This is a genomic window from Pedobacter vanadiisoli, from assembly GCF_042684385.1.
Lineage (GTDB): Bacteria > Bacteroidota > Bacteroidia > Sphingobacteriales > Sphingobacteriaceae > Pedobacter > Pedobacter vanadiisoli.
The window spans coordinates 1-17307 of record NZ_JBHULL010000003.1 but is presented as its reverse complement, the minus strand read 5'-3'; the positions used below and the strand labels follow the sequence as shown (position 1 = coordinate 17307).

General features: G+C 37.8%; 15 protein-coding genes. 6 read left to right on the top strand and 9 right to left on the bottom strand.

Annotated features, from left to right (window positions below; all coding sequences use genetic code 11):
- Window positions 1-31: 31 nt before the first annotated feature.
- Entirely contained in the window at window positions 32-1261 is a 1230-nt protein-coding gene (locus ACFSR6_RS01240; protein ID WP_379073934.1) for a glycosyltransferase family 4 protein, read from the top strand.
- A 103-nt stretch (window positions 1262-1364) separates the two neighbouring features.
- Here ACFSR6_RS01240 and ACFSR6_RS01235 read toward each other — a convergent pair whose 3' ends face one another.
- A complete protein-coding gene (locus tag ACFSR6_RS01235; RefSeq protein ID WP_379073932.1) occupies window positions 1365-4100 on the bottom strand; it encodes a TonB-dependent receptor in 2736 nt (911 codons plus the stop codon).
- A 307-nt stretch (window positions 4101-4407) separates the two neighbouring features.
- On the opposite strand from ACFSR6_RS01235, the gene dnaK reads away from it, so the two are divergent.
- The 5 genes from dnaK (at window position 4408) to ACFSR6_RS01210 (ending at window position 10350) form a co-directional block, all read left to right on the top strand.
- Window positions 4408-6264, top strand: a complete 1857-nt coding sequence (gene dnaK, locus ACFSR6_RS01230; RefSeq protein WP_379073930.1) for a molecular chaperone DnaK — start codon at window positions 4408-4410, stop codon at window positions 6262-6264.
- 804 nt (window positions 6265-7068) lie between these two features.
- Window positions 7069-8100, top strand: a complete 1032-nt coding sequence (locus ACFSR6_RS01225) for an LLM class flavin-dependent oxidoreductase (RefSeq protein WP_379073928.1) — start codon at window positions 7069-7071, stop codon at window positions 8098-8100.
- Between the two features lie 245 nt (window positions 8101-8345).
- A complete protein-coding gene (locus tag ACFSR6_RS01220; RefSeq protein ID WP_379073926.1) occupies window positions 8346-8798 on the top strand; it encodes a DUF1569 domain-containing protein in 453 nt (150 codons plus the stop codon).
- A 117-nt stretch (window positions 8799-8915) separates the two neighbouring features.
- The gene (locus ACFSR6_RS01215; protein WP_379073924.1) at window positions 8916-9341 is read left to right on the top strand and encodes a VOC family protein; all 426 of its coding nucleotides are present in this window, start codon (window positions 8916-8918) and stop codon (window positions 9339-9341) included.
- Between the two features lie 52 nt (window positions 9342-9393).
- Entirely contained in the window at window positions 9394-10350 is a 957-nt protein-coding gene (locus ACFSR6_RS01210; protein WP_379073923.1) for a zinc dependent phospholipase C family protein, read from the top strand.
- Here the strand turns inward: ACFSR6_RS01210 and ACFSR6_RS01205 are convergent, their stop codons facing one another.
- From ACFSR6_RS01205 to ACFSR6_RS01170, 8 genes are all read right to left on the bottom strand, one after another.
- Window positions 10351-11037, bottom strand: coding sequence for a DedA family protein (locus ACFSR6_RS01205; protein ID WP_379073921.1), 687 nt, complete (start codon window positions 11035-11037; stop codon window positions 10351-10353). It lies immediately after the preceding gene.
- 66 nt (window positions 11038-11103) lie between these two features.
- Window positions 11104-11805, bottom strand: coding sequence for a DUF4397 domain-containing protein (locus tag ACFSR6_RS01200; RefSeq protein WP_379073919.1), 702 nt, complete (start codon window positions 11803-11805; stop codon window positions 11104-11106).
- A 59-nt stretch (window positions 11806-11864) separates the two neighbouring features.
- Window positions 11865-12542 (bottom strand): DUF4397 domain-containing protein, encoded by a 678-nt coding sequence (locus tag ACFSR6_RS01195; protein WP_379073917.1) that lies wholly within the window; start codon window positions 12540-12542, stop codon window positions 11865-11867.
- A gap of 82 nt (window positions 12543-12624) precedes the next feature.
- Window positions 12625-13749: a DNA polymerase III subunit beta gene (dnaN, locus tag ACFSR6_RS01190; protein ID WP_379073915.1), complete on the bottom strand. Its 1125-nt coding sequence runs from the start codon at window positions 13747-13749 to the stop codon at window positions 12625-12627.
- Window positions 13750-13782: 33 nt separating this feature from the next.
- Window positions 13783-15468: a gliding motility-associated ABC transporter substrate-binding protein GldG gene (gene gldG / locus ACFSR6_RS01185; RefSeq protein WP_379073913.1), complete on the bottom strand. Its 1686-nt coding sequence runs from the start codon at window positions 15466-15468 to the stop codon at window positions 13783-13785.
- Window positions 15468-16193 (bottom strand): gliding motility-associated ABC transporter permease subunit GldF, encoded by a 726-nt coding sequence (gene gldF, locus ACFSR6_RS01180; RefSeq protein WP_379073912.1) that lies wholly within the window; start codon window positions 16191-16193, stop codon window positions 15468-15470. The genes gldG and gldF overlap by 1 nt, the downstream gene beginning before the upstream one ends.
- 180 nt (window positions 16194-16373) lie before the next feature.
- Complete coding sequence (locus ACFSR6_RS01175; RefSeq protein ID WP_379073911.1) at window positions 16374-17030, bottom strand: porin family protein; 657 nt, start codon at window positions 17028-17030, stop codon at window positions 16374-16376.
- A 182-nt stretch (window positions 17031-17212) separates the two neighbouring features.
- A partial coding sequence (locus ACFSR6_RS01170) for an IS3 family transposase (RefSeq protein ID WP_379073649.1) occupies window positions 17213-17307 on the bottom strand: 95 nt, incomplete at its 5' end.

The window sequence follows — 17307 nt, the reverse complement described above, 5'->3', positions numbered from 1 at the left end:
AAAAAGCCTTTATTTTGCAGAAACTTAAATCATGAGCGCAAAGAAATTGTTGATTATCGGATTAGTCTGGCCCGAACCCGGTTCATCGGCAGCAGGCACCAGGATGATCCAGCTGGTTGATTTATTTCTTGTAAAAGGCTATCAGATCACTTTTGCTTCGGCAGCATCTAAAAGCGAATTCAGCTACGATTTTAGTAAAACCAGCGTTATAGAGCAGGAAATTAAGCTAAACGACGAAAGCTTTAATACCTTTTTGAAAGAATTAAAACCTGATCTGGTCCTTTTCGACCGTTTCATGGTAGAAGAACAATATGGCTGGCGCGTTCAACAGGAATGCCCCAACGCATTGAAGATTTTAGATACCGAAGATTTACATTCTTTAAGAAATGCGCGGCAACAAAGCGGCAGGAAAAAGCAGTCCATAGATCTATTTTCTGAGATGGCCAAAAGAGAAATGGCATCGATTTTACGTTGCGATTTATCTTTAATCATTTCGGAAGTAGAAATGGAGATGTTGAAAGCACAATTTAAGATAGATCCTTCACTGATTTATTATTTGCCTTTCCTGGAAAGTGAGATTACACCGCAAAATATCGAAAGCTGGGTTCCTTACGAAGATCGTGCAGATTTTATATTTATCGGCAATTTTCTCCACGAACCCAATTGGGATACCGTACAGGTTTTAAAAACTAAAGTCTGGCCTTTGCTAAGGAAAAAACTCCCGAATGCCGTTTTGAATATATACGGAGCCTACCCTTCGCAAAAAGTGTTACAATTGAATAATAAAAATGAAAAGTTCCTGATTAAAGGACGCGCGGCTGATGCAAGAGAAACCATTTCGAAACACCGCATTTTACTAGCCCCTATTCAATTTGGTGCCGGGGTAAAAGGGAAATTTATCGATGCCATGCAATCGGGCACGCCTTCGGTTACCACGTCAGTTGGCGCTGAAGCCATGAAAGGAGAATTGGATTGGAATGGAAGCATTGAAGATAACCCCGAACTTTTTATAGAAGAAGCCGCAAATCTCTACCAGGACAAAAATGCATGGCAAACCGCTCAACAAAATGGCGTAAAAATCATTAATGAGCGTTATGCTGCAAAATATTATGCCGATAAGTTTATAAAAGGTATAGAAAAATTGGCTTCTAATTTAACTATGCATAGGCAGAACAACTTTTTCGGACAGATTTTAAACCACCATACAATTCAGAGTACAAAATACATGTCTTTATGGATCGAAGAGAAAAATAGAAAGTAGTCTTCAGTCAGGAGTCTGAGGCCTGAAAATGTAGTATAAAAACACAAAAGAGGTCTTGAATAATCATAAACCTCTTTTGTATAAAGTCAATATCTGTTTTTTTTTAGAAATTAAAAGCGAGTTTGGTAAATAGCCTTCGCCCATTAAAACCCATTTGAACGGCATCCCAGGCACCACCTGTTTCACCATCGTATGCAGAAAGTTTTGCACCCGGTACATAACCATAATCGGGGTGAATATTAAATACGTTATCTGCACCAAAAAATACCGTTATTTTTTTCGAAATTTTATAAGAACCATAAATATCGGTAACCATTTTACCTGAATAATTAAACTGTTCTAAAACGGTTTTGCCTGGTTCATTATCCAATTCGACCAATGGCGGATAAGTATTTGCATAACCATAGCCTAAAATAGAAATTTTGCCATAGTATACAAAATGTGTTCCGATCATCCAATTACCAAACCCATAATCCAGGTTCAGTCCCAGTTTTACAGGAGGAGCAGATGCTTTAACATATGCCTGCTCTCTATCGCTAAAAAACGCCTGCTGGTTTTTGTAAGAACCACCTAAAGCACTGGGAATATTAATGTTATCGATATTTAAATGATTTAAGTTTCCGGCAAATAAGATTTTAATGCTTTTATTATCAAATCGTTTAGTATAATCTACCACTAAATCCAATCCATAATTCGTAGTATTAACCGCATTTGCAAAAAACTGTGCCTGTGCAACATTCAACTGATTCAGAATTGGCTTTAAAGCAGGGATGCTTTCATCAAACTGACCCGTTAATACTACCCGATCTTTAATATTAATGCGGTAGCCATCCAAAGTTACCGTTACATCTGAAACCGGTTTCCATGAAAAACCTAAACTTGCATTAACAGATTTTTCTTGTTTCAGGTCGGGAATTCCTGCTGCTTTGGTAATCGGGCTATAGTTCGGAGCAATTTTAACTTCGAAAACCTTGCCCCCCTGTACGTTTGTAAATGTATTGCTGAAATTAATCTGTTGCAATGATGGTGCGCGAAAACCAGTACTTATCGATCCTCGAACATTAAAATTGTTTGTTAATTTATAACGGGTTGCAAACTTGTAATTGCTTGTAAAACCAAAATCACTGTAATTTTCTGCCCTAACGGCCACACCGATAAGCCATTTATCGGTGGCATCTAATTCTGCATCAACATAGGCTGCAACATTAGACCGGCCTGCATTCACTTCATCACCAGGCTGATAACCTGGAAAACCTTGAGATCCAGTAGCTTTATTAGGGTTATAATTCGAATAGGAATCTTTTTCTCCTGCGTAAATTTGGTAGTTTTCATATCTGTGTTCCAAACCAAAAGCCAAATTCAAGCCTGATGCAACTGTTGGAATTGCCTTACTCAGATTAAAGTTGACCGTATTTTGTAAAAATGAAAAACCGCCATCATCAAAATGGGTTTTACCTGCTCCCAGAGAAGCATTAAAAGTTTGATCGCCATAAAAATGAAAATTGTTACGGCCCAGTGTATTGCTTAAATCCCAGTTCCAATCTTTACCCCAAATGCCTTTTACACCTGCAGCAAAAGATAAATCCTGGATTTTGGTCTGGATAATCGGATCATAATAAGTTTCTCCATCGGCTGTGGTCTGTAAAATCGGATTTCCGGCAACTCCATCAGGAAAACGTTCAGGCCGCTCTGATAAATTCCTGGTATAGGCATAAGCATCTGAAGCTTTTATGTTACCCCCACCAAAAGAATAAATCACCGTTCTTGTATTGGCAACAGGTAATTCCATATTATACATTAAACCACCAGAAGTTACCGATCCATCGCCGGTAGATCTTCTAACCTTATTAATGGGCAAACCATCTTTAGAGCTTAAGTCTGTATTCAGGTTTTGTCTGAATGTTTTGCCATTGGCAAAGAAGTTTCCTGAAAAATTAATAAAACCATTGTGCTTGCCCAGTGCAATACCGTAATTGGCGCCTAAAGAAAATGCATTCCCGTCAATGGCCCCACCCTGGCGATATTGTCCCAGTTCTTTTGCATAGTGGGTATTGTTTCTTGGGTCATAATAACCTGAATATCCGGTATTAACACTTAAAACGCCAACATCCTTTTTCAATATTAAGTTAATTACACCAGCAATCGCATCCGATCCGTATTGGGCCGATGCACCATCACGCAAAATCTCCACCCGGTCTATCGAAGACTCGGGAATAGCATTTAAATCTGTTCCTGAGTTTCCTCTGCCCCGGGTTCCGAATACGGCAACAAATGCGGTTTGGTGGCGGCGCTTACCATTTACCAAAACCAATGTTTGATCTGGTCCCAAGCCTCTGAGCGTAGCCAGATCTATTTGATCTGCACCATCAGATCCGCTTTGTTTATTAAAATTAAAAGACGGTGAAGCAGCATTCAAAACCGAAGTCAGATCCATTTTTGCAGTAGGCATGTTAACCTGGTTAATTTTAATCACGTCAACAGGAACAGGCGTAAGTATAGAAGATCGGCTTTTACCACGCGTTCCAACAACAACAAAATCGCCCAGGTTTTGTGTATTTTCTTTCAAACTAATGGTAATAACGCCGGCTGTTGGCACTATTTCTTTGGTTTCATACCCAACTGCGCTGATAATTAAAATACTTTTATCGGATACAGAAATTTGGAAATCTCCATTCTGATCGGTAAGCGTACCTTTACTGGTACCTTTCTCCTTAACCGAAGCGGCAATAATTCCATCACCCTTCACTGTAGTAACCTTACCTTTTATAATATTTTGCGCAAAAGAGATTATCGGGAGCATATAAAGCCCGATAAATACATAAAGTAGTTGTTTTTTCATATTTTTTTTTGATAAATGTGCAGCAATATAAAGATTACAGGAATATTTTTCACACAAAAACAACACTAAACACACAGAAAACAAAAAAACTATATAAAAATTAAAAAAACAACCAATAAAAATACACAACAACACTAAAAACAAGATAATTAAGCCAAAATTTTCAATATTTAAAAGAAATTACCATGTTTTTATTCTAATCATAAAAACAAACACAGCATCATCAGTTATAAATTGTTCAGGCATATATTTTCTTGCTAACAAATGAATGACATAACCTTTATTTAAAAAGCATATTTTTGCCCCTATGGCAAAAATATCAATCAACCTTGCTACAGGTTCATTTCAGAAGGAAGAAATTATAGTTGGAATAGATTTAGGCACAACCAATAGCTTGGTGGCATTTATCAATCCAGATAAAAATCCGCAGGTAATTAACGATGCCGGTAAAGGAATTTTAGTGCCATCTGTGGTATATTTTAACAGCCAAAATGAGGCTATGGTAGGCAACGAGGCTAAGGAATTTTTAACTACAGATCCTGCCAATACCATTTTCTCAGTAAAAAGATTACTTGGCCGCTCTTACAAAGACGTAGCAGAACATAAAGACATATTCTCTTACAAAATTATAGATGACGACAGCGATGCTTTGGCAAAAATACAGGCCGGAAACCGCTTTTATACGCCAATAGAATTATCTGCCGAAATTTTAAAAGAACTTAAAGCAAGGGCCGAACATGCTTTAAAAACTCCGGTTAACCGGGCGGTAATTACTGTACCTGCTTATTTCAACGACAGTCAGCGCCAGGCTACCCGGGATGCAGGAAAACTGGCGGGGTTAGATGTACTGCGCATTGTAAACGAACCTACGGCAGCAAGTTTGGCTTATGGAATTGGTTTAGACCCTACCCAACAGAAAACCATTGCAGTTTACGATTTAGGTGGAGGTACTTTTGATGTTTCCATCTTACAGATCCAAAATGGCATTTTCGAAGTTTTAGCCACCAATGGCAATACTTATTTAGGTGGCGATGATTTCGACCGCTCCATTTTAAATTACTGGCTGGAGAAAAACAAGCTTGATATAAATGTGGTTGCACAGGATAATATCCTGATGCAAACTTTACGTTTACAGGCCGAGGCAGCCAAGAAAGCATTATCGACCCAAAATTTATATAACGAACAGGTTGGCGAAATCTGGTGTACGATCGATAAACAGACTTTTGAGCAATTGATCGTGGCAAAAGTGGAAGAAACCATTACAGCCTGCAAAAATGCCTTAAAAGATGCCGATTTAACAGCCGGCGATATTGATGAGGTGATCCTGGTTGGGGGCTCTACCCGCACTCCATTTGTAAAACAAGCTGTAGAAAATTTCTTCGGGAAAAAACCACAGGACAACATTAACCCTGACGAAGTGGTAGCGCTCGGAGCAGCTATCCAGGCTGATGTTTTGGCCGGAAACCGTTCTGATATCTTATTGTTAGACGTAACTCCTCTTTCTTTGGGAATCGAAACCATGGGTGGCTTAATGGATGTTATTATTGCACGCAACAGCAAAGTACCAACTAAAGCCGGCCGGCAATACACCACCTCGATTGATGGTCAGGTAAATATGAAAATCGCTGTTTATCAAGGTGAACGCGACCTGGTTAAAGAAAATAGAAAACTTGCTGAATTCGATTTAAAAGGAATTCCTGCAATGCCTGCCGGACTACCAAAGGTCGATATCAATTTTTTACTTAATGCCGATGGAATTTTAACCGTTCAGGCTATAGAATTGCGTTCGGGAGTTAAACAAGAGATCGAAATTACGCCAAGCTACGGTTTAAGCGATGATACCGTAGAGAAAATGCTCCTCGACAGTATAGAACACGCCAAAAGTGATGTGGAACAACGTATGCTCATTGAAGCAAGAAGCGAGGGTGAACAATTACTCTACACTGCCGAGCGTTTTATCGAAAAACATGCAGAGCATTTAACAGAGAGTGAAATTTCAGAAACCAAGGTACACATCGAAGCGCTTAGAACGGCTTTAGCTACTCAAGAAAAAGATACTATTTTAAAGAAAGCAGATGAGCTGAATGAATTTACCCGTCCTTTTGCTGAACGCGTGATGGATGCAGCGATTTCTACTGCAATGAAAGGTAAGAAGATAGAGTAGTTTTCAGTTGGCAACTAATAGTTCTCAGTTTTTAGTTGCCAATTTAATACAGTTGCATCATTTCCTGAACTTGCTTCCATAGATACGTCACTCTGAACTTGTTCCAGAATCTTTCCAGGCATAAGCTGGTATGGTCGTGTATACCTTATATGGTTCAAATATGCTTAAGATATGCATTTCTAGCTTTTTTTGAAAAGCAAAGACCATGCACATCGGTTCCCATAGTCCTGCTTAACGCTTTACTTCGTTGCACTCCGTGTTCGCTATAATCAGGTTTAGTTTACCTCGGTCAGTGCAAAAAACTCAGGTTGCAGGGTGCTTAAACAGTTTTCAGTTGGCAGTTTTTAGTTTAACAGCGTTCAGAATATAGTTGCCTCATCCCTGATCTTGCTTCCACAGATACGTCATTCTGAACTTGTTTCAGAATCTTTCCAGGCATAAGCTGATATGGTCGTGTATACCTTATATGGTTCAAATGCCTAAGATCTTCATTCCTAACTTTTTTGGAAAGCAAAAACCATGCACATCGGCTCCCATAGTCCTGCTTAACACTTTACTTCGTTGCACTCCGTGCTCGCTATAATCGAGTCTAATCATTTGGCCGCTGAAGACATTCCTATATCAACATCATTTTACAAAATGGCAGAAAATTTAAAATAGAATCCACAAACTTCGATTATCCCAATCATGAATTGGAAACCATTCTAAAAACACTGGGTAAACGCTCCGGTTCATAAATTTCTTACCATACATCAAAATCTGCTTTCCCTTCATCCATTATCTTTGTTAAAATTATTTAGCAATATGGAATTAGGTATCGGAATGTTTGGCGATCTGCAGATCAATGCAAATGGAGAAATCCAGCCCGCACAACAACGACTTCAGGAAATTATAGAAGAAATAAAACTAATGGACGAAGTTGGTTTAGATTTTTATGGAATCGGCGAACACCACCGTCCCGATTATGCCGTATCCAGTCCTGAGATTATATTGGCCGCTGCAGCTACAATAACCAAAAACATTAAATTAAGCAGCGCCGTTTCAGTTTTAAGTTCATCAGATCCCGTTAAACTGTATCAAAACTTTGCAACGATAGATTTAATTTCGAACGGAAGAGCCGAATTAATGGCTGGCCGGGGAAGTTTTATCGAATCGTTCCCATTATTTGGATACGACCTGCGCGATTATGATCAGCTTTACGAAGAAAAATTAGATTTGCTCCTTAAAATCAATACATCACCTAAAATCAGCTGGAAAGGCAAATTCAGACCCGAACTGAATAACCAGGAAATATTACCGAGAGCTGTAAACGATCACTTAAAAATATGGGTTGCCGTTGGTGGAACGCCTGAATCGGTAGAACGTGCCGGAAGATTGGGACTGCCTGTAATGTTTGCCATTATAGGAGGTCAGCCTATACAATTTAAACCGCTTTTTGAGTATTACAAAAAAGTTTACCAAGCCTATGGACACGATATGAACAAGTTTGAAGTTGGCGTTCATATGCATTCCTTATTTGGCGAAAACAGTAACGAAATTGCTGATTATTATTATCCGCTTTATTCTGCCCAGATGAACAGGGTTGGTAAATCGCGTGGCTGGCCACCTTATCAACGAAATCAGTTTGATGGTGGCAGAAGCAGTAGCGGCGCTTTAATTATTGGTGATGCGAACGAATCGGTAGAGAAGATATTAGCCATGGAAGAAACCTTTGGTTTAACGCGTTTTTCAGCACACATGGATGTTGGCGGACCATCTCACGCTGCAATGATGAAATCAATAGAGATTTTTGGGACGAAAATTGCACCGAAAGTGAGAGAAGCATTAAAGAAATAGATTAAGTCTTGTTTCTCTTTACAAAACACTTAAATGCACTCATCTTAGTTACATTTCAATTACTCTTTCGGCTGGCAAAAAACCAACATAATCCATTGAATATAAATCAATTAATCAAACAAACCAGTTAACAGAAATTCGACATGGATAAGGGCATTCTTCGGTTCATTTTCAAAATTCCCGAAACCTTATAAAAATACATTCTTATATTTAGGAAAGTAATTACACACCAGATAAAAGAAACCATGAAGAATATTTTTCAACCTGCGATAACCAGCGAAATTATTGAAAGAATTAATAGGCTAACTCCTGCTACCACTCAACTTTGGGGCAAAATGAATGTTGCACAAATGTTGGCACATTGCAATGTAACTTACGAAATGGTTTACGACAACATTCATCCAAAACCCGGGCCAATTACGAAGTTTATTTTAAAAAAACTGGTAAAAAGCAAGGTAGTAAACGAGAAGCCTTATCCTAAAAATAACCAGACTGCACCACAGTTTATTATGAAAGGCGAAAAGGATTTCGAAAAAGAGAAAACACGCTTAATCAATTACATTAATCAAACCCAACAACTTGGTGAAGATTATTTCCACGGTAAAGAATCACATTCATTTGGCCCATTAGCTAAAACCGAATGGAACAATATGTTCTATAAACACCTGGATCATCATTTGTCACAATTTGGCGCTTAGTTTTAGCCGTTTAAGAACAAATGATTGTCCAAATTGCCCCCTTAAATCGTCACTTTTAAACCTTATACAGCCCAAAAATCTTGTCTAACTTGTGCCATAACAAAACCCAGATATAAAATGGCAAAACCACTTGTAACATGCCTTTGGTTTGATGGACAAGCCGAGGCAGCAGCAAATTACTATTGTTCCGTTTTTAAAGATTCAAAAATTACACAAGTTACCCCTATGGTGGTTACCTTCGAATTAAACGGAAACAAATTTATGGGCTTAAATGGCGGTCCGAAATTTAAATTTGATGAAGCCATTTCCATTATGGTAAACTGCGATAGCCAGGATGAGATTGATTATTACTGGAATACCCTTACCAAAGATGGCGGAGAGGAAAGCGTTTGCGGTTGGTTAAAGGATAAATTTGGTCTTTCATGGCAAATAGTACCTTCCAACCTGGGAGAATTGATGGCAGAACCGGAAAGGGCCAAAAGAGTGATGGAGAAAGTGATGCAGATGGTAAAGATTGATATAGCCACACTCGAAAACGCTTAATTTTAAAGCTTTCTCCCCAGGAATTATAAAGAAATTTTCGTATCTTGGTGATATGAAAAGATTAACGATTTTAACCGCGTTAATCATCCCTATTTTTCTTTGTACTTCCTGGGGCTTCTTTGCACATCAAAGGATAAACAACCTTGCTGTTTTCACTTTGCCTCCCCCCATGATTGGTTTCTATAAAAGGAATATCAAGTATATTACCGAACATGCAGTTGACGCTGACAAACGCAGGTATGCTGACACGCTCGAAGCAGCCCGGCATTATCTTGACGTGGAGAACTATGAGAAAAATATTGATAGTATTCCCGAAAAATGGGACGTTGCACTTGCTAAATACGGGCAAAAAAAGCTAAATACCGATGGCATTATACCCTGGCAGGTACAGCGCAGCTATTATTCACTAGTAAAAGCCTTTAAAACGCACGATTCATTAAAAATTCTGAAATATTCTGCAGACCTTGGACATTACATTGGCGATGCTCATGTTCCTTTACACACTACCGCCAACCATAATGGGCAACTAACCAATCAGGTTGGTATCCATGCTTTTTGGGAAAGTCGCTTACCCGAGTTGTTTTCAATTCATTATAATTTTGTTGTTGGTAAAGCGAATTATATAGATGACCCTTTAAAAGAGATCTGGAAAACCGTTAAACACACGCATAGTTTAGTGGATACCGTGTTAACTTTCGAAGCTCAACTGAACGCATCATTTCCTTCCCGTAAAAAGTACAGTTTTTCGGAACGCAACAATACCGTGCTCAAACAATACTCTAAAGAATATTCGAAAGCCTATCATGATAAGATGAACAATATGGTCGAAAAACAGATGCGTGCCGCTATATTAACCATAGGTTCGTTTTGGTACTCTGCCTGGGTTGATGCGGGTCAGCCGGTGCTTAAAAACCTGATCAGAACACCGTTATTACCTGATGAAAAAAAAGAAATTGAAGAGATGGAAATGAAATATCAAAACAATCCCATTTTTGGGAGGGAACTATAATTATGACCTGGTATCCTCTCCTTCAATAATTTCTTCAATCTTTTTAGGTTTTAAACGGCTTTTGATAGCCGCCCAAATGGCCGGAACAAAAGTAACTACAGCAATAAAGATGATTACAAGTTCGAAGTTATTTTTGATTACAGGAATTTGCCCTAACAGGTAACCACCAATTAATAAGGCAAAAATCCAGGTTACACCACCAATAATGTTATAATAGGTAAAACGGCCAAAAGGCATTTTAGCTATCCCGGCCACAAAAGGAGCAATGGTTCTGAAAATAGGCAAAAACCGGCTCAACATAATGGCCTTACCTCCATGTTTCTCAAAAAATTCGTGCGATTGGTGGTAATATTTAAGCTTCAAAATCTTATTATTTTCTTTAAATACACCTGCGCCTAAAACACTTCCGAGTTTATAATTTACGGTATTTCCTAAAATTGCGGCTACAATTAATATCAGGAGCATAATCCAGATACTTAAACCTGTCTCATGTTCGCCTGCAATTAAAGCCCCCATGGCAAAAAGCAACGAATCGCCAGGGAGGAACGGCGTAACCACAAAACCAGTTTCGGCAAAAATGATCAGGAATAAAATAAGATAGGTCCAGGTACGGTATTCGTTAACAATCTCTGCTAAATGAACATCGATGTGAAGAATAAAATCTAAAAGCTGCTGTAGTAATTCCAATTTATCTGATTTTGGGCAAAAGTATGAATAGTAAAGGGATTAAATGCTTTAAATTGCAATAAATAATTAGTTGGAAGGTACGATGCGGTTTTTAAGCTCACCTTTTTTATCACCATCCAGCAGGATCAGGTAAACTCTTCCATTATTAATACTTAAAGAATCTAAGCGTGTTACTACAGGTGGCGGGTTTGTTGGTGTAGGAGTAGACAATTTAAACGCATACTTCATATTTTTATTAACTTTTACTTTAAAAGTTTTACTCTCACCGTAACCAATTAAAGATTCTTTTGGTGCGGCCGTATTTGTGCTATCTGTAATCACAACTTTAGATCCGAGTGTATAACCCAGATTCAAAAAAGTTAATTTAGCAGAATCAATATCTGGTTTTACATCATCCTGATATACCTTTAACTTAGCTTGCTTATCAATTGCTTCCTTAAGATAAAAAACAGAATAGTTTTGACCAATTTTAAATTTTTGATCTGCCAATGTAGTAACATCTACACCAGTGCCTATATTTCTACTTGTGATTTTAAAAACAGAATCGCCAGGTATAACCACATAACTGGTATTTGCATTATAGGTTACTGAATTTCCAATCTGTATCCCATTTAAATAAAAATTTTGCGTGGTATCGGTTGAGGCGGCTTGAAAAAAACGGATTTTCGCATCTCCCTTAATGAAATTATTATTTTTGATACAGGAACTGATCAAAAAAACGCATGCAAAAAGGAAGAATATTCTGGAAAACAATACTGTATTTTTCATATCAAATCGCCTATGCTAATAAAACGTAAAGATAGCAGAAAGCATATTAAACTTTGAAATTAATTATCAGTAATGATATTTGCGGATAATGTTGCAGCAGTAGTACCACTAAACCAAATGGTATATATCTTCCCTCCTTCCAAGTCTGTACTTTTGATGGTTTTAACATTACCGGAACCTACTACAGTATATTTTAAATTGAAGCCTGTATCTACTGTAAAATAGTTAGACGCTTCTTTAAAAGCTAGTCCATTAACAAACTGGGTACCGCCTTCTACCATCACATTGATTCCAGTAGTAAAATTAGGGGTCAGGCTAATCAGTTTAATTTTAGCTTTGGTTGATTCTGAATTGCTTAGATTATCCTCATAACTAACAATTTCCAATTCGCCTTTTTTATTGGTAACCAAGAAAGTAGTATAGGTTATAGATGGTGTAAAGTTTAAGGAGGCTTCGGTAGTGGCATTATTTGTTCCCATATAAGAAACACTTCTATTGCCCGAAGGTATTTTTATATATCCGCTGGTTTCTCCAAAAGCTAGAGTAGAAGTGGTTAGTTTTTCATTATCTAAATAAACATCCTGCTGTACATTGGCCAGCGATGCGTTAACCACTTTTATTTTGGCTTCCCCTTTAACAATTTCGTTGGGGTTATTCTTTTTACAGGATAACAGACATAGGTTACCCAACACAAAAAACAGAAATGAGACTTTAGAGAGATTAGTATAGATTTTCATAAGATTGTTTTGTTTGTAAACAAGAATGGCTCGGTCAAAAACCAAGCCATTCTTTTATAAAAAACTAAATAGTGGTAGGTTTTTAATAACTGTTGTTTAACATCACAGGCATTACCAACATTAAAACATCCTCATTTTCATCATTGGTTTGTGGGATTAAAAGACCCGCCCTGTTAGGGGTAGAAAGTTCTAAGGTCACTTCATCGCCACTTAAATTACTTAACATTTCGATCAGAAAACGTGCATTAAAGCCTATTTCCAGATCTTCGCCATCATATTGGCAGCTTAAACGTTCGTGCGCTTCGTTTGCAAAATCCAAATCTTCAGAAGAGATATTTAATTCGCTACCACTAATTTTTAACCTTACCTGATGGGTAGTTTTATTCGCAAAAATAACTACCCTGCGAAGTGTATTTAAGAACAAACCTCTGTCTATAATTAGCTTGTTAGGATTGTTTGTCGGAATTACTGCCTCATAATCTGGATAACGTTCGTCTATTAAACGACACACCAAATTGATGTTTTCGAACTTGAAGAAAGCGCTTGTTGCATTATAATCTACCGATACGTTGATATCTGTAGATGGTAAAGCAGCCTTTAAAAGCGTCAAGGCCTTTTTAGGCAGAATAAATGATGTTGCTTTATCTGCCTTACTATCTGTACGGCGGTATCTCACCAATTTATGTGCATCAGTAGCAACAAAGGTAATGTGCTGAGGAGATAACTGACAGAATACACCAGTCATGGCCGGGCGCAACTCATCGTTACTTACCGCAAAAATAGTTTTTGTAATCGCTTCAGTTAAAACTGATGCAGGCAGGTTCACAGAAGACGCGTTTTCCACTACAGGGATCTTCGGAAAATCATCACCATTTTCGCCACTTAATTTATATTTACCATCTCCGGCACTAATTTCGATCGCAAAAGTGCTGTCATCGATATTAAATGCGATCGGTTGATCTGGCAATGTTTTAAGTGTATCTAATAAAATTTTAGATGGAACAGCCACTTTGCCTTCCTCTTTTGATTCTACGGCCAAAGCAGTTGTCATACTGGTCTGAAGGTCAGTAGCAGAGATAGTCAAGTTTCCATCTTTAATTTCGAAGAGAAAATTTTCTAATATAGGTAAAACCGTACTGCTGCTTGATGCACCATTAACGGTTTGTAAGTGTTTTAATAGAGTTGATGTGGATACAATAAATCTCATGATATTATTTAGTCTTCTTCAAAAATATAAAAATTATTTAGCGTACTTGTATTTGCGGTAATAATGTTGAAAAATCGCAAAGAATATTAACAATAACAAGGGCGCCACAACATTTATAAACTGCCATTTGGTTTTTTCGAGCTTAATTTTGGCTTTATCCAATAACCTGATCTTTACTTCTTTGTTCCGCAGCGCAATCAGGTTATCTTCATCGGTAAAATAATCAACCACATTTAGCAGAAGGGCCTTATTTCCAAATACACGCTGAGTATAACGGTCGAAACCCAACGGAAAAGGGGAACCATCTTTTTCAGAAACCTGATTTTTAAATATATCGCCATCCCCAATGATCATCATTTTACCGGGTTTACCGGTTAATGCCGTAGTAAAAGGCGTTGCAATGCCTGCAGGAAGAGGTCGCCCGGCAAATACCGATGGAAAATTTCCTTCTAATAGTATTCCAACGTTTTGTGGTACGCTCTGAAATGCCCTTGGATCTAATTTTTCTCCGATCATCTGTAAGCTAAAAGGCTTTGGGGTATTATACACTTTATTAAAAGGAGAAGTGCTTAATATATACGATTTAGTTATGCCCTTCACCCCTATCGTATCTACCGTACTCGGGAATTCAGATTTTATGCCATCCAAATTTTTAACTACGCTATGAATGGTATCCGGAAGTAAAATCGGGTAATAAATCCATGGCAGCAATTGCATCTGGCCCTGTCCGCCAACGGCCCCTGTTGAAACCGGAATTTCGGCACTATTTGCCGGATCGGCAATAATATTGTAATTAATCCTTCCGCCATACATAAAAAGCATATCATCAAGATTAAGGTTATTATTTGTAGCCATTTGCCCACCTCTACCCCTTAAGCTGTCCAGCTCTGCATTAACCTGATCAATGCTCCAGAGCACCCTTCCGCCTTTCATTACAAAATAATTGATTTTGTATTTCTCTGTCTCAGTAAAAGGTTTTTTAGGTTTGGCAATTACCAGCATGTTCAGCTTATCGAGTCCTTCTTTGGTAATGGTGTTTAAATCGACCCTGCCCACCACATAATTATTCGCTAATGTGACCCTCGCATCATACAACTGTAAATCAGACAGTTCCCCGTTCGACTCGGTAAAACCGATCCTCGGATTATAACCGTTGATCACTTTTTTTAAACTGGAGGTTAAGGTATATTCGAGGTTTTCGATTGAGCGGTTGATATTTTCTTCATAACCACCAACCACATTGAAATTTTGAAGCAGTTTAACAGGCATTTGCTTGCCATTACTTTCTATCATCGCCATGGGAACAACCAGTTTCTCTGTTGAGCCGCTTTCTGTTTTTAGGGTTGTCCGGGTAGCCTCAATGCCATTTTGAGCAAGGTTGTAGATTACCGTATCCTGTTCCTTCGTATTTAAACCTGCCAAGGGATCAACAAAAACCAACTTGAAATCTGCTTTTGAATAAGCCTTATAATCAGATAAGATATCGCTTGCTGCAGCCTGTAAACGTTTAAAAGCAGGTGGCAGTTCACCCTTTAAAAATACAGTAACGACTATGGGTTTTTCATTTTTTTGGAGCAAAGCTTTTGTTTTTTCGCTCAGGGTAAAGCGCTTATCAGCCGTAAAATCAAACCGGTGAAAAATATGAGCACCAAGAATATTTATCAATATCAATACGGCGATTACTACAACAAATGTAATCCATTTATTATTTGGCTTCATTATCTTTTCCCTCCTACGATTAATTTGGTAATCAGCAAAAACAGAACAGAAAACGTAATGAAGTAAATCAAATCCCTCGTATCTAAAACGCCACGGCTAATGGCGGTGTAATGCTGATTGATACCCAGGTTGGCTATTACACTTTCAACAGGCTGAAGGGCAGCAATCTGACTGGTATAATCGAAACCCAAAAAGGAAAACGCACATAAAGCAGCACAGATAACAAAGGCGATCACCTGGTTTTTGGTCAACGCTGAAGAAAATATGCCGATGGAAGTAAAAGCGGCCCCCAGCAAAAACAAACCGATATAAGAGCCAATAACCGATCCTGAATCGATATTTCCTTCAGGAAAACCCAGTTTAGAAATGCTATAGTAATAAATTAAGGTCGGTATTAAGGCAAATAATACCAAAACCAGGCTCGCCAGGTATTTTGCCACTGTTATCTGCCAGATTTGGATGGGCCTGGTAATTAAAAGCTCGAAGGTTCCCTCTCTCCTTTCTTCGGCAAAGGAGCGCATGGTAACGGCAGGAATAAGAAACATGAAAAGATAAGGTACTAAACTGAAAAAACCATCAAGTTCGGCATAACCATAATCAAGGATCGATGTATCGGGGAAAAACCAAAGCAACAGACCAGAAACCAATAGAAAAATAGCAATGGTAATATAAGCAACCATCGAACTTAAGAAACTGAATAACTCGCGTTTAAAAACTGCGTACATAGTTAAATTAAAATGCCGAAGTTAAGAAATATTTTTTCGTTAGCTTAGCCGGGTTAATGGTAAAATGGCCGATGGTTAACAGTTTATTATGATATTAATGGCAAATAATCAGGCTGCCAAAAGTGTTTACACAAAAAAGCCCCTGATTTTCATCAGAGGCCTCAGGTTTTGATTACAATTTTAGAAAGAAAAACCTAATCCAACTGTAAATACTTTATGCTTAATTGATGCATCAAAATCTTGTGCTTCTTCGTCGTTAGCCATATTACTTAAACCCAAGCCATAACCAGCGTGGATGTTTAAACCATTATTCAACTGAAAACCAGCTAAAAAATTCAATCCGAAATCGCTACGGTTAAAACCTGAATCTTTGAATTCGATTTTTTCTTTCATTGAACCCATTTTAACATTACCGCTCAAAGCATAAGCGAAGTAAGGACCTGCGCCTACAAATAATTTCCCCGAATTAGCCACTTTGAAATTCACAAGGGCATTAACAGGTAATTCAAGATATTTGAAATTTAACGTGGCATTAATATCAGTCAGAAAGTCATCATTGTCAAATCCAAAACTGCTGCTGTTAATTTTTGTGCCTTTATTGATAAAGGTTAATCCTGGTTGAATTGACACCAGATCAGATAATTCGAATTCTACTGTCCCACCAACGTAGTAAGAGGTTTTTGTGCCATAACTAAATGATGCATTACCAGCCGAGAAAGTCATATTTGGAAATGCCAAACCTGCTTTTACACCAAATTTAACCAACTTATTGTTTTGAGCTAATGCTGCAGTACTTAAGGCTGCAACTGTTAATAAAGATAGTACTAATTTTTTCATTTGTTTTTTGAGAACTGTTTGTTAGAATTGTTTTTATTTTCAGTGTATTTTACCTGATTGGCAAGTAAAAGCGTGCAATGATAAACAAACTAATTTAATAGTTAAAATATTTAAGAGAATAAATTTCCGTAAAAAACAAAGCCCCCAATTGTGGACTGCCCCCAAAAAGTTGGACAAACTTATTAATTATTTAAGACTTGTGCCCGGTATTCAACCGGGCTCATTCCATTTAAGTTCAATCTTATCCTTTTATTGTTATAATAACTAATATACTCAT